Source organism: Kitasatospora sp. NPDC018619 (assembly GCF_044391605.1).
GTDB lineage: Bacteria > Actinomycetota > Actinomycetes > Streptomycetales > Streptomycetaceae > Kitasatospora.
This window is the reverse complement of record NZ_JBISAI010000011.1, coordinates 176833-189488: the sequence shown is the minus strand read 5'-3', so window position 1 is coordinate 189488 and position 12656 is coordinate 176833. Positions and strand designations below refer to the sequence as shown.

Here is a 12656-nt window from a genome sequence, read left to right as displayed (position 1 = left end):
GAGGCGGTCTCGCTCCGCGGACGGATGGTGTCTGACAGGCAAAACGTCCTACCTTTCTTCAACAGTCTGTTTATCATCTCCGGGTCCCCGTTCCCTGTCCGGAGTCGCTCACGCATGCCCACGCCACCGCCCGCCGCCACGCCGAGACCGCACCCGCTGCACGCCCTGCGGGCCACCGTCTTCGCCATCGGCACCCTGCTCCTGCTCGTCGGAGTGGGCGTCCTGCTCGACCAGCCCCTGCTGATCCCGCCGCTGGCCGCCAGCGCCGCACTGGTGCACGGCGCGCCCGCGCTGCCGATCTCGCAGCCGCGCAACCTGATCGGCGGTCAGCTGCTGTCGGCCCTGGTCGGCTTCGCCACCCTGGCGGTGACCGGCAGCACCGCCTGGGGTGCGGCCGTGGCCGCCGGGCTGTCGCTGGGCGCGATGATGCTCACCCACCTCTCGCACTCCCCCGCGGTGGCCACCGCCGTGGTCGTGGTCCTGCAGCCGCCGCACCCCGTGCCCTTCCTCCCGCTGCTCGTGCTGGCCACCGTGCTGCTGGTCGCCATCGGCCTGCTGCCCGGCCGGATAGGCGGGCACCCGGTCCGCTACCCGGTGTCCTGGTAGCGGTCGCGCCCCGCGTTCCACTCTGCGGCCGGCCCCCGACGGCCGGGTCATCCGATCGGACGACCCGGCCGTCATCCGTTCCGGCCCGCGACGCCGACCGCCCGGCCGACGCGCTCCGGCCCCCGGGCGGGCAGGCTGGGAGCCGTCACGCCGCCGTCCGCCCCGCAGAGGAGTTCCCGCCATGGCCGCCCGCCCGCTCTCCCCCGCCGACCAGGCCCTGCTGGACGCCGCCCACCGCGGCGACCCCGACGCCGTCCGCGCGGCCCTGACGGCGGGCGCCGACATCGAGGCCCGAGACGCCGAGGGCCGCACGCCGCTGCTGCGGGCCGCCTTCGCCGACCGGGTCGCCGTGGCCCGCCTGCTGGTCGGGGCCGGTGCGGACGTCAACGCGCAGGACACCCGGCTGAACAGCCCCTGGCTGGTCACCGGCATCACCGGCAGCGTCCCGATGCTGCGCGCCCTGCTCCCCGGCGGCCCCGACCTCGCCCGCCGCAACCGCTACGGCGGGGTGTCCCTGATCCCGGCGGCCGAACGCGGCCACGTCGCCTACGTCCGCGCGGTCCTCACCGAGACCGCCATCGACGTCGACCACGTCAACGACCTCGGCTGGACGGCCCTGCTGGAAGCCGTCCTCCTCGGCGACGGCGGCCCGGCCCACCAGGAGATCGTCGACGTCCTGCTCGCCCACGGCGCCGACCCGCACCTCGCCGACGCCGACGGCGTGAGCGCCCGCTCGCACGCCGAGCAGCGCGGCTTCCGCGCCATCGCCGACGCCCTGCGCGCAGCCGAGCACCGGGCCCGCGCCGGTGCTCCGGACGGCACCCGCTGAAGCCGTCCGGGCGGTCCGGCGGGCCCCGGCCGTCCGAGCGGAGCCACGGCCCGCGGCACGCCCGGTCGCTACTCGGTCTGCTCGGCCTGCTCGGCCAGGGACTTGAGGCCCTCCAGGGTGGCGCCCATGCCGGTGCGCAGCTCGTTCAGACGGAAGTCGACGATCCGTTCCTCCAGCTCCGGCCGGGCGTCGATGGCCAGGCTGGCGCCGCTGCGGCCCGGGCCGATCACCACCGACTGGCGCAGCCGGGTGCCGCCGTCCTCGGGGGTCACCTCGAAGCGCCACCGGGCCAGCGCCCCGGCGAGGTCGGACGTCGGTTCGCCGTAGCGGCCGTCCGCGTCCATCACGCCCCAGGCGAAGACCCGACGGCCGTCGGGCGCGGGCGGCGCCGACGCCTCGGTCAGCTCGGTGACCTCGGAGACCGTCCGCCAGTCGGGCATGCCCGCGCGGCTGTTGTGGCCCTCGAAACGGGCGCCCACCGCGGGGCCGTCCGCACCGTCCAGCCAGGCGACGCGCCGCAGTTCCGGGCTGAGCCGGGCGGGCAGGGCGATGTCCGTCACCAGTTCCCACACCCGCTCCACCGGCGCGGCGACGAACACCTCGCACCGTGCTTCCGGCCCGTCGGCGTACCGCACGCCCGTTCCCCCCTGTCGTCCTGTCACCACGCCTGGTGGTCCGTACGCCTGCTGATCGATGCGGGTCGACACCCGCCCGTGCCCCCGCGACAACGTCCGGAACGTCGGCGGAGGCAGCGGGCGGGTTGCCGCCCTGGGCCCTGGATCGATGATCGATCCTGGGGAACACCCAAGTCAATCCGCCGATTTACTGGGGTATCCCCAAGCTGTACCTTGGGTCTGCGTGACCCTTGACGACCTCCGTGTCTTCGCCGCGGTGTGCCGGGCCGGCTCGCTGAGCGCCGTCGCCCGCGAGCTGAACTGCACCCAGTCCGCCGTCAGCCAGCACGTGAAGCGGCTCGAACGGGAGGTCGGCCTCGCCCTGGTCGAGCGCCAGCCGCGCGGTGTCGTCCCGACAGCTGCGGGGAACCTGCTGCGCGCGGCGGTCACCACCGGCCTCGGCGGCATCGACCACGCGCTGCTCCGGATCGCCGAACTCGCCCGCGGCGAGGGCGGATCGGTGCGGATCACCACCGGGGCCACCAGCATCCGGCACTTCATGTCCGCGGCCGTGGTGGACTTCCGGCGGCGCTTCCCGCGGGTCAGCCTGGAGTTCCAGACCGAGGTGTCCAGCCGCAGCTGCCTGGAGTCGCTCAACGCCGGCCGGGCCGATCTCGCCTGGATCACCCTCGGCGTCCCGGCCCGGGGCATCGACCAGCAGCCGGTGGTCGAGCTGCCCTGGGTGCTCGCGGTCGCGGCCGGCGACCCGCTCACCGCCCGGTCCCGGCTCTCGCCCGCCGACCTCCGGGAGGCCCGGCTGATCGGGCTGCCGCAGAACTCCGTCTCGCGCTCCCAGGTCGAGGCCTGGCTCGGGACGTCGGGCATCCGGCCGGTCTTCGACACCAGCGTCGCGGACTGGGACACCGCGATCCTGCTCGCCGAACTCGGCCTCGGCCACGCCGTCGTGCCCGCCCTGCCCCAGTGGCAGGGCCCCGGCCATCCCGGCCTGCGGCTGCTCCCGCTGCCCGACCTGCCCGCCCTCACCGCCGGGTGGGCCGTCCGGGACTGGGAGAGGCTCGGCCCGCTCGCCCGCGCCTTCGCGGACACCGTCGCCGCCCACGTGGGCCGCGGCACCCGGCCGCCGGACGGGCCGCGGACGGCCTGACCCGCGGCCCCGGCGGGTCAGCGGCCGGAGAACGAGCAGCTGCGCCCGAGCTCCCTGAAGCCCCGGCAGGTGTACCGGCCGCGTGGCCGGTGCGGGCCGTGTACACCCAGCCGACCGTCCACAACCCGCTCGGCTGGGTGCTCACCCCGGCGCAGCGGGAGCGCACGTACCGACCGGCACAGCGCGGAGCGCTCCCCGGGACGCCGCCGGCGGGGCGCCCCCGCGCGGGGGGGGGGGCGCGGGGGCGGGGGGGGGGGGCGGGGGGGCGGGCGGGCCCGGGCGCGGGGGGGGGGGGGTGGGGCGCACGGGGGGGCGGGTTGGGGGGGGGGCGCGGCCCCCGGGGGGGGGGGGCCCCCCGCCCCCCCCGCCCCCCGGGGGGGCGCCCCCGGGGCCCCGGGGGGGGGGGCCCCCCGGGGGGGGGGGGGCCCCCCCGGGCGCCGGGGCGGGGGCACGGGGCGCGTCAGGACCTCGGCCAGGCGTCCGTGTAGTAGCCGAACAGGTCGGCGATGATGTCGGTGCTGCCGAGGTGGTTGTAGATGTCGACCTTGCCGTCCGCGCTGACCGGGGTGGTGACGTGGTTCGGCACCGTCTGGCCGGCCAGCAGGTTGAGGTTGCTGGTGCCGGGGCGCGGGGCGCCGTGGGCGTGCACCGTGAGGTAGCTGTCGTCGGTGGTGTTGGTGGACGTCACGTTGAGGACGGCCGCCCGGGCACCGGCCGGGATGCCGCCGACGACGGTGGTGCTGTCCGGGCCGGGCTTGGCGAGCGGGCTGGTGCGGGTGTCCGTCAGGCGGACGGGCACGGTCGGCGTGAACTTGGCCTGCCCGTTCGGGGCGTAGTACCCGAAGACGTCGAGGATGACGTGGGTGGAGCCGTTGTGGTTGTACACGTTGACGGTGCCGTCCGGGCCGACCGGGACGACGACCTGGTTGGACTTGTCCTTGCCGGGCTCCGGGTTCAGGTTGGAGCTGACCGGCTTGGTCCCGCCGCCCGCGAACACCTTCAGGTGGGTGTCGACGGCGGTGTCGGTGCTGGTCAGGTTCATCACCACGGACGTGGCGTCGGCCGGCACCCCGGCGACGCCCGCGACCTTCACCGCGCGCGTCTCGCCCGACCCGAGCTTGCTGCTCTCACGGGTGTCCACCAGCCGGCTCGGCGCCAGCGGGGTGAACAGGTGGCCGCCGTTGGGGCGGTAGAAGCCGACGACGTCGACGATCACCTCGGCGCGGCCGGAGTTGAGCCGGGTGCTGATCCGCTTGGCGTCGCCGATCGGCACGGTGACCAGGTTGGACGAGGTGCGCCCGGCCGCCACGTTCACGTTCGAGGTGATCGGACGGGCCTGGCCGGTCGGCCAGACGGTGAGGTGGGTGTCCTCGGTGGCGTCGGTGACGGTCACGTTCAGGACGACGGTGGTGACGTTCCCCGGCACGCCGTCGGCCCCGGGCGCGCTGCCGGTCGGGACGGTGAAGGGCACCTCGACGCCGCCCCTGAGGTCCAGGTTCGGGTCCTGGCGGGTGTCGGCGAGCCGGTACGGCTCGGTGCGCAGGAACCCGGTCGGGGCGTACGCGGCCCGGAACGGGTACGCGGCGGTGCTGGTGCGGCCCGCGGTGTCGGTGGCGGTGACGGTGACGGTGTAGTCGCCCGGCGAGGCGTACCCGTGGACGACCGGGTCCAGGGTGGTGCGGGTCTCGGCCGCGGTCCCGTCGCCGTAGTCCACCACGACCGTGGAGACCGGCCACGGCGAGGAGGTCGCCGACGGGTCGAGCCGCACGCCCAGCGGCGGGGCGTCGGACGTGTCGTACTGGTCCGGGACGACCTGCTGGACGGTGGCGCGGGCGGTCAGCGGCCCGGGGACCGTGCTGCGCACCTGCACGGCGTACCGGCCGGTGAACGGCTCGCCGCCGCCGGTGTCCACGGTGACGTTGGCGTAGAAGGTGCCGGCCTTGGTGTAGGTGTGCTTGACGACCCGGGAGCCGGAGGTGACCTCGGGGGTGCCGTCGCCGAAGTCGTAGCGGTAGGACATCACGGAGGTCGGCCAGTGGTAGTCCTCGCTGCCGGTCGTCGCCGTCAGCGTGATCTCGGTGCCGTACGGGGCCTGCTGCTGGTCGGCCGAGAGCTGGGCCGTCGTGATCGGCTCCTGGCGCTCCGTCGCCCCGCGGTCGTGGTAGCCGAGGCCGGTGCCGAGGTTCGGCCGCCCCGGGTCGTCGGCCGGGTGCGCGGCCGGGAGGAAGCCGGGCGCGGTCTCGTCCGCGGAGTCGACCACCTCGCTGTTCGTCGCCGAGCCGTCCGTCCAGCGCGTCACCACGTAGTCGTGCCCGCCTGCCCGGCCGTCCGTCGCGGCCGCGAGCTCCTCGGGCGTCTGGTACCGGGTGCCCGCCCACAGGTACGGCGTGCCGTTGCTGAAGTTCGTCCAGTACGGCGCGGTGGTGTTGTAGCCGGCCCGGGTGTCCTTCGCCGAGAGGGCGGAGACCACGATCTCCGCACCGGCCGGGTTCGGGCAGGTGTACGGAGCGGCGGGCGAGAAGTGGCCGCGCACCAGGTTGTTGAAGAGGTTGGAGCCGGAGGAGTCGCCGGCCAGCTCGATGCCGGCCGTGCAGCCGTCGGCCACCGTGTTGTTGGTGAGCGTCGTCCCGGGCGAGTCGGTGACCTTGATCCCGGACACCCCGGTGCGGACCACCGTGACCCGGCTGGAGCCGGTGACCGTGATCTCCCGTGCGCTCATCCGCCGCAGGACGACGTCGTGCACACCGGACAGCTTCAGGTCGCCCACCACGCCCTTGACGGTGATGGGCTTGCCGGGCTGGCCGGAGCCGGTGACGGTACTGGCGGCGCCGTAGGCCGTCCGGACCACGTCGACGGTCTGGCCCGGCAGCGCCGCCCTGGAGGCCGCGTCGACGGAGCAGAACGGCGTGGCCGCCGTCCCCGTGCCCGAGTCGGAGCACGCCGGGCTCCCGCCGTCGACCCTCAGCACCCCCGGGGTCTCCTCGGTGGGACCGGTGGTCGCGGCGGAAGCCGGCGTGGCGGCGGTGGGCAGGCTGCCGAGCACGGTGACGAGGCCTGCGGCGAGCAGGCCCTTGGCGCGGTTGGGGCGCACGGTGTGGTTCTCCGGGTGGGACAGGAGTCTGACCCCGCGTGGGCACGCGGGCCCGTCGGGTGGTCAGCCCGCGTGATTCGCAGGCAGACCGATTATGGCGAGTGCCCCGACGGCGGTGATCACCGCCCTCCCCCGACGCTGCCGGGCCGCGCCGCCCCCGACGGCCGCGCCTGCGCGCCTACTGCGCCGTCGCCCGGGCGAAACGGGTGCCCCAGTCCCGCAGGAGGGTGTTCAGGGCGTCCGGCGCGAGGACCCGGAACTCCGCCCCCAGCGAGCCGAGGGCCATGGCGGGCCAGTCGAGGGAGTCGGCCGTCATCCGCAGCCGGCAGCGGTCCGGGGTGACGGGTTCCACGGTGGCCCACCGGCCCAGCCGGGCGCGGACCTCCTCGGCCGGCGCCTCGACCAGCGCCTCCACCCGGTGCGGACGGGGCATGCCGTGGAGGCCGGCGCGGACGAACTGCACGGCGTCGGCGGCCGGGAGGGTCCGCGGGGCGAAGCGGGTACCGCTGCCGGACGGGGCGGTGAGGCGGTCGAGGCGGAAGCTGCGCCAGTCGGCCCGGTCGAGGTCGTACGCGACCAGGTACCAGCGGCGGTACAGCGGGACCAGCCGATGTGGCTCGACGTGCCGGTCGGTGCCGCGCCCGTCCGCGGCCGTGTACGCGAACCGCACCCGCTCGCCGTCCCGGCACGCCAGCGCCAGCACCGTCAGGACGTCCGGGTCGACGGCCGAGTCCGCCCGCGCCCCCCAGTCCACCGGGACGGTCGCCGAGCGCAGCGCCTCGACGCGTCGGCGCAGCCGGGCGGGCATCACCTGGACGACCTTGGCCAGCACCCGCACCGAGGCCTCGGCGATCCCCTCCACCGGGCTCTCGGCGGCGGCCCGGAGGCCGACCGCGAGGGCCACCGCCTCCTCGTCGTCGATCACCAGGGGCGGCAGCGCCGCGCCCGCGGCCAGCTGGTAGCCGCCGTCGACGCCGCGCCGGGCCTCCACGGGGTAGCCGAGCTCACGCAGCCGGTCGACGTCGCGGCGCAGGGTGCGGGCGGAGACGCCGAGCCGGTCGGCCAGTTCCCCGCCCGGCCAGTACCGGTGGGTCTGGAGCAGGGAGAGCAGTCGCAGCGTCCGGGTGCTGGTGTTCGCCATGCGTCGATTGTCCCGGGATTCAGGACAGGAAGTGGCCGCAATGGTCCGTAGCGTTGTTCCTGTCCGAGGGAGCAGGAACCGACCGAAAGGCCATGACGATGACCACCTCCACGACCTCCACCACCTCCACCCCCACCACCGCGACCGCCGCCGGCCTCACCGGCGAGCGCGCCGACCTCCTGGCGGCCCTGGCGAAGCAGCGCCACTTCCTGCGCTTCACCACCCGTGACCTCACCGACGAGCAGGCCGGGCTGCGGACGTGTGCGAGCGAGCTGTGCCTGGGCGGCCTGATCAAGCACGTGACCAGCGTCGAGCGGCTCTGGGCCGAGTTCATCGTGCAGGGGCCGTCCGCGATGCCCGACTTCACCACCTGGACGGAGGAGGACTTCGCCCGCCGCGCGGACGAGTTCCGGATGCTGCCCGGGGAGACGCTGGCCGGGGTGCTCGCGGCCTACGCGGAGGTGGCCCGGCGCACCGACGAGCTGGTGGCCGCCCTCCCCGACCTGGACGCCACCCAGCCGCTGCCGAAGGCCCCCTGGTTCGAGCCGGACGCCGTCTGGTCGGCCCGCCGGGTGCTGCTGCACATCGCCACCGAGACGGCGCAGCACGCCGGTCACGCCGACATCATCCGCGAGTCCCTGGACGGCGCGAAGAGCATGGGCTGAGCCCGGCCGGCGGCGCGGCCGTACCGGCGGCCGCGGCCCGGCCGGCGACGGCCGCCGGGCCCGCGCCCGCCCGCTCCGCCCGGAGCCGCCGTCAGGCCCGCCCGACGAAGGTGAACCCGGCTCCGTCGACCACGCTGCGGACCAGCGCCTCGTCCAGCGGCTGCGCGGAGGCCACGGTGACCCGGCCGCTCGGTGCGTCGGCGCTGACGTCGGTGACGCCCGGCAGCACGGCGAGCCCGGCGCTCACCGTCTTCTCGCAGTGGCCGCAGCTCATGCCGTCGACGGTGAAAACAGCGGTGGTGGACATGACGGTGCCTCCGGTGACAGGTCGGCGGGAACGGGTTCGACCCGCCCTACGACACCCGATTCCGGGGGCGGCGCCCAGGGACACGCCGCCCGGGTGACACCATCGAGCGGTTCCGGGAACCGCCCGGGCCTCCCGTCCGACCGGGGCCCGCGCCGGGTGACGCGCACCACGTCCTGAACCGCGCCCGCATCCCGCACCGTTCCTCCAGGTACCATCCTTTCGCACGACCGGGCGACGGCCCGGCCGCCGATCGGCCGCCGCGGCCCGCCGATCCCGTCCTGGAGCACCCCGCCATGCCCACCCCGGTCCCGGTCCGCACCCGCCCGGACACCCCCGCCCCGCTGCCCACCCGCGCCGCCCCGCGCGGCGGGCCCGCCCGCCGCGCCGAGGCCCTCGGCGCGCTCCGGGCCGTCCGCCAAACAGCCGGAGCGGCCCGGTGAGGGCGCCCGCCCGGCTGCGCCGGCTCCGGCCCCGGTACGCCGTGCCCGCCCTCGGGGTGGTCGCGGCGCTGACCGCCGGGCTGCTCTGGTGGCAGCCGTGGGACGACGGGGACGGCGACCGGCTGGCGTTCACCACCGCGCCCGGCGGCTCGTCCCGCTTCGGCACCGGCGAGCACCTGTACCGCTACAAGGTGCGGGTGGAGGACGGGATCGCGGAGAGCCCGGCGCAGTTCGCCGCCGAGGTGGACGCCGTCCTCGGCGACGTCCGGCGCGGCTGGGCGGCCGGCGGGGACGTCTCGTTCCAGCGGATGCCCGCCGACCCGGTGGACTTCACCGTCTACCTGGCCACCCCGAAGTCCACCGACCGGATCTGCGGCCAGTACGGGCTGGACACCGGCGGCTGGGTGAACTGCGGCGTCACCCACCAGGTGGTCGTCAACCTCAAGCGGTGGACCGAGCTGTCCGAGTTCTACCGGGGCGAGCCCGAGCAGTACCACGCGCTCGCCGTGAACCACGAGGTCGGCCACATCCTCGGCCACGGCCACGTCGACTGCCCCGGCCCGGGCGCCCCGGCACCGGTGATGATGCAGCAGATCAAGGGGCTGCACGGCTGCGTGCCGAACGGCCGGCCGTACTCCGACACCGGCACCCTGCTCACCGGGCCGCCCGTCACGGCGCCCACCGGCTCGCCCTGACGCGCCTGGGCCCGCCCCCCGTGTCGGCGCGCCTCGCGGAACCCGGATAATCCTGGTCGGACCGGACGCACCCGCACCGCGCGTCCGGTCCCGGTCGTGTCCGCAGTCGGCCCCGGCCGTGCCCCAGTCGGTGCCGGTGGAGGAGAAGCGTTGAACGGTGTGCCCGCCGGGGAGGTCCTGGACTGGCCGGTGCTGCTGGAGGCCGCCGAGGCGGCCGCCCGGGCGACCGCGGGCCGGGGGAAGGTCGCCGACTACATCCCGGCCCTCGCCAGCGCCGACCCGGAGGCCTTCGGCATGGCCGTCGCCACCGTCGAGGGGGAGCTGCACGGCGTCGGCGACTGGGAGCAGCCGTTCTCCGTCCAGAGCGTCTCCAAGCTGTTCTCGCTCGCCCTCGCGGTGGCCTACGGCGGCGACACGCTCTGGCGGGGCGTCGGCCGCGAGCCGTCCGGCAACCCCTTCAACTCCCTGGTGCAGCTGGAGACCGAGCACGGCATCCCGCGCAACCCGTTCATCAACGCGGGCGCCCTGGTCGTCACCGACCGCCTCCAGACCATGACCGGCGACGCCTCGGGGGCGGTACGGGAGTTCCTGCGCCGCGAGTCCGGCAACCCGCTGCTCGACACCGATCCGGTGGTCGCCGCCTCGGAGGCCGAGCACGGCCACCGCAACGCCGCGCTGGCGCACTTCATCGCCAGCCACGGCAACCTGGAGAACCCGGTCGAGACCGTCCTGGAGCACTACTACGCGCACTGCGCCGTCGCCACCAGCTGCCGCGACCTGGTGCTGGCCGGCTCCTTCCTGGCCCGCTACGGCGTGCGCGCGGACGGCACCCGGCTGCTGTCGCGCAGCGAGACCAAGCGGGTCAACGCCGTCCTGCTGACCTGCGGCACCTACGACGCCGCCGGCGAGTTCGCCTTCCGCGTGGGCCTGCCCGGCAAGAGCGGGGTCGGCGGCGGCATCCTCGCGATACTGCCGGGCCGCGCCGCGGTCTGCGCCTGGGGCCCGCGGCTGGACCAGGCCGGCAACTCGGTCGCCGCGGTCGCCGCCCTGGACACCCTGACCACCCTCTCCGGCTGCTCGGTGTTCTGAGGCCCGGCGGGGCCGCGACCGGGCCCCGGCCGTCCGCACGGCGAGCGGGGCCCGAGCTCCACCCGGGGGCGGGGGCGGCCGGGGGCGGCTACTCGACCGTCACGCTCTTCGCCAGGTTGCGCGGCTTGTCCACGTCCCGCCCCAGGGCGACGGCGGCGTGGTAGGCCAGCAGCTGGAGCGGGATGTTGAGCAGCAGCGGGTCCAGCTCGGGCTCGCTCTTGGGCACCAGGATGCAGTGGTCCGCGAGCTTCTCCTCGGGCCGCCGGTGGGCGACCGCGATGACCCGCCCGGAGCGGGCCTTGATCTCGCCCAGCGTGGTCAGGTTCTTGTCCAGCAGCTCGTCGTCCGGAACCAGGGCCACCGTGGGCAGTTCGGGGCTGATCAGCGCCAGCGGGCCGTGCTTGAGCTCGCTCGCCGGGTAGGCCTCGGCGTGCACGTAGGAGATCTCCTTGAGCTTCTGCGCGCCCTCGCGGGCCACCGGGTAGCCGCGCACCCGGCCGATGAACATCATGCCCGCGGAGTCGGCGTACTCGGCGGCCAGCCCGGCGATCGCCTCGCTCTGCTCCAGCACCTCGCGGATCTGGTCCGGCAGCGCCTGGAGCGCCGAGACGATCCGGCGGCCGTCGGCGGGCGACAGGTCGTGGATGCGGCCGAAGTGCAGGGCGAGCAGCGCGAAGGCGACCACGGTGGAGGTGAACGCCTTGGTCGAGGCGACCGAGACCTCCGGGCCGGCGTGCAGGTAGATGCCGCCGTCACACTCCCGGGCGATGGCGCTGCCGACGGTGTTGACGACACCGAGCACCCGGCCGCCCTTGCGCTTGACCTCCTGGACGGCGGCCAGCGTGTCGTAGGTCTCGCCGGACTGACTGACCGCCACGTACAGGGTGTCCGCCTCGATCACCGGGTTGCGGTAGCGGAACTCGGAGGCCGGCTCGCTGTGCGCGGGGATCCGGGCCAGCTCCTCGATCAGCTGGGCGCCCATCTCGCCCGCGTAGTACGCCGATCCGCAGCCGAGGATCTTCACCCGGCGGATCTCGCGCAGCTCCCGGGCGTCCAGGTTGAGGCCGCCGAGGTGCGCGGTGGCGAAGCGCTCGTCGAGCCGGCCGCTGAGGGTGCGCTCGACCGAGCCGGGCTGCTCGTGGATCTCCTTGAGCAGGTAGTGCTCGAAGCCACCGGTGTCGAAGGAGTCGACCTCCCAGTCCACGGTGGACGGCTGGCGGTGCGTGGTGCGGGCGTCCGCGGTGAAGGTGCGGAAGCCGTCGGCCCGGACGGTGGCCAGCTCGCCGTCCTCCAGGTGGACGACCTGGCGGGTGTAGCGGACCAGCGCGGAGACGTCCGAGGCGGCGAACATCTCCTTCTCGCCGATGCCCAGCACGATCGGGCTGCCGTTGCGGGCGACCACGATCCGGTCCGGCTGCTCGGCGTCGAGCACCGCGATGCCGTAGGTGCCGACCACCCGGCCGAGCGCGGCGCGCACCGCGTCCTCCAGCTCGACGCCCTCGGCGACGTTGGCGGCGACCAGGTGGGCGAGCACCTCGGTGTCGGTCTCCGAGCGGAACACCGCACCGTCGGCGGTGAGCTTGGCGCGCAGCTCGTCGGCGTTCTCGATGATGCCGTTGTGGACGACGGCGATCCGCTCGGCGCCGTCCAGGTGCGGGTGGGCGTTGGCGTCGCTGGGCACGCCGTGGGTGGCCCAGCGGGTGTGGCCGATGCCGGTGGTGCCCTTGAACCGGGCCGGCACGGCGGCGGCCAGGTCGGCGACCCGGCCCTTCACCTTGCGGAGCTTGATCCCGCCGGTGCGCCCGGTGACGGCGACGCCGGCCGAGTCGTAGCCGCGGTACTCCAGCCGTGCCAGCCCCTCCAAAAGGAAGGGGGTCGCGTCCTTGGGGCCGATGTAGGCCACGATTCCGCACATGCGTGGTCTCCTCTTGGAAGTCGTCGGGTGGTCGGGGCGATGGGTCTCCCGCGCGGGGGCGGCGGCCCGCAGGGCCGGCAGCGGCGGGCCCCGGACGCC

Annotated in this window: 12 protein-coding genes; 7 read left to right on the top strand and 5 right to left on the bottom strand. The window is 75.3% G+C overall.

The window, feature by feature from the left end:
• Nucleotides 1-114 precede the first annotated feature (114 nt).
• Together ACH5AR_RS19535 and ACH5AR_RS19530 are read left to right on the top strand one after the other, a co-directional pair.
• Nucleotides 115-606 carry an HPP family protein gene (locus tag ACH5AR_RS19535; protein WP_396302670.1) on the top strand — a complete coding sequence of 164 codons (492 nt, stop codon included), beginning with the start codon at nt 115-117 and terminating at the stop codon, nt 604-606.
• Between the two features lie 181 nt (nt 607-787).
• A complete protein-coding gene (locus ACH5AR_RS19530; RefSeq protein ID WP_396302669.1) occupies nt 788-1435 on the top strand; it encodes an ankyrin repeat domain-containing protein in 648 nt (215 codons plus the stop codon).
• Nucleotides 1436-1503: 68 nt separating this feature from the next.
• Here the strand turns inward: ACH5AR_RS19530 and ACH5AR_RS19525 are convergent, their stop codons facing one another.
• A complete protein-coding gene (locus tag ACH5AR_RS19525; RefSeq protein WP_396302668.1) occupies nt 1504-2070 on the bottom strand; it encodes an SRPBCC family protein in 567 nt (188 codons plus the stop codon).
• A gap of 223 nt (nt 2071-2293) precedes the next feature.
• Between ACH5AR_RS19525 and ACH5AR_RS19520 the strand changes: the two genes are divergently transcribed.
• The gene (locus ACH5AR_RS19520) at nt 2294-3214 is read left to right on the top strand and encodes a LysR family transcriptional regulator (protein WP_396302667.1); all 921 of its coding nucleotides are present in this window, start codon (nt 2294-2296) and stop codon (nt 3212-3214) included.
• Nucleotides 3215-3674: 460 nt separating this feature from the next.
• Here ACH5AR_RS19520 and ACH5AR_RS19515 read toward each other — a convergent pair whose 3' ends face one another.
• Both ACH5AR_RS19515 and ACH5AR_RS19510 read right to left on the bottom strand, forming a co-directional pair.
• A complete protein-coding gene (locus tag ACH5AR_RS19515; RefSeq protein WP_396302666.1) occupies nt 3675-6305 on the bottom strand; it encodes a PKD domain-containing protein in 2631 nt (876 codons plus the stop codon).
• 178 nt (nt 6306-6483) lie between these two features.
• The gene (locus tag ACH5AR_RS19510; RefSeq protein ID WP_396302665.1) at nt 6484-7446 is read right to left on the bottom strand and encodes a helix-turn-helix transcriptional regulator; all 963 of its coding nucleotides are present in this window, start codon (nt 7444-7446) and stop codon (nt 6484-6486) included.
• Between the two features lie 98 nt (nt 7447-7544).
• Between ACH5AR_RS19510 and ACH5AR_RS19505 the strand changes: the two genes are divergently transcribed.
• Nucleotides 7545-8111, top strand: coding sequence for a DinB family protein (locus ACH5AR_RS19505; protein ID WP_396302664.1), 567 nt, complete (start codon nt 7545-7547; stop codon nt 8109-8111).
• 91 nt (nt 8112-8202) lie between these two features.
• On the opposite strand, the gene ACH5AR_RS19500 is transcribed toward ACH5AR_RS19505, so the two are convergent.
• A complete protein-coding gene (locus ACH5AR_RS19500; protein WP_396302663.1) occupies nt 8203-8418 on the bottom strand; it encodes a heavy-metal-associated domain-containing protein in 216 nt (71 codons plus the stop codon).
• 293 nt (nt 8419-8711) lie between these two features.
• Between ACH5AR_RS19500 and ACH5AR_RS19495 the strand changes: the two genes are divergently transcribed.
• The 3 genes from ACH5AR_RS19495 to ACH5AR_RS19485 all read left to right on the top strand — a co-directional run bounded on the left by ACH5AR_RS19495 (nt 8712) and on the right by ACH5AR_RS19485 (nt 10642).
• On the top strand, nt 8712-8858 hold the full coding sequence (locus ACH5AR_RS19495; RefSeq protein WP_396302662.1) for a hypothetical protein: 147 nt from the start codon (nt 8712-8714) through the stop codon (nt 8856-8858).
• Nucleotides 8855-9553 (top strand): DUF3152 domain-containing protein, encoded by a 699-nt coding sequence (locus ACH5AR_RS19490; RefSeq protein ID WP_396302661.1) that lies wholly within the window; start codon nt 8855-8857, stop codon nt 9551-9553. The genes ACH5AR_RS19495 and ACH5AR_RS19490 overlap by 4 nt, the downstream gene beginning before the upstream one ends.
• A 177-nt stretch (nt 9554-9730) precedes the next feature.
• A complete protein-coding gene (locus tag ACH5AR_RS19485) occupies nt 9731-10642 on the top strand; it encodes a glutaminase (protein ID WP_396302746.1) in 912 nt (303 codons plus the stop codon).
• An 88-nt stretch (nt 10643-10730) separates the two neighbouring features.
• Here the strand turns inward: ACH5AR_RS19485 and glmS are convergent, their stop codons facing one another.
• On the bottom strand, nt 10731-12557 hold the full coding sequence (gene glmS, locus ACH5AR_RS19480) for a glutamine--fructose-6-phosphate transaminase (isomerizing) (RefSeq protein WP_396302660.1): 1827 nt from the start codon (nt 12555-12557) through the stop codon (nt 10731-10733).
• Between the last annotated feature and the right edge of the window lie 99 nt (nt 12558-12656).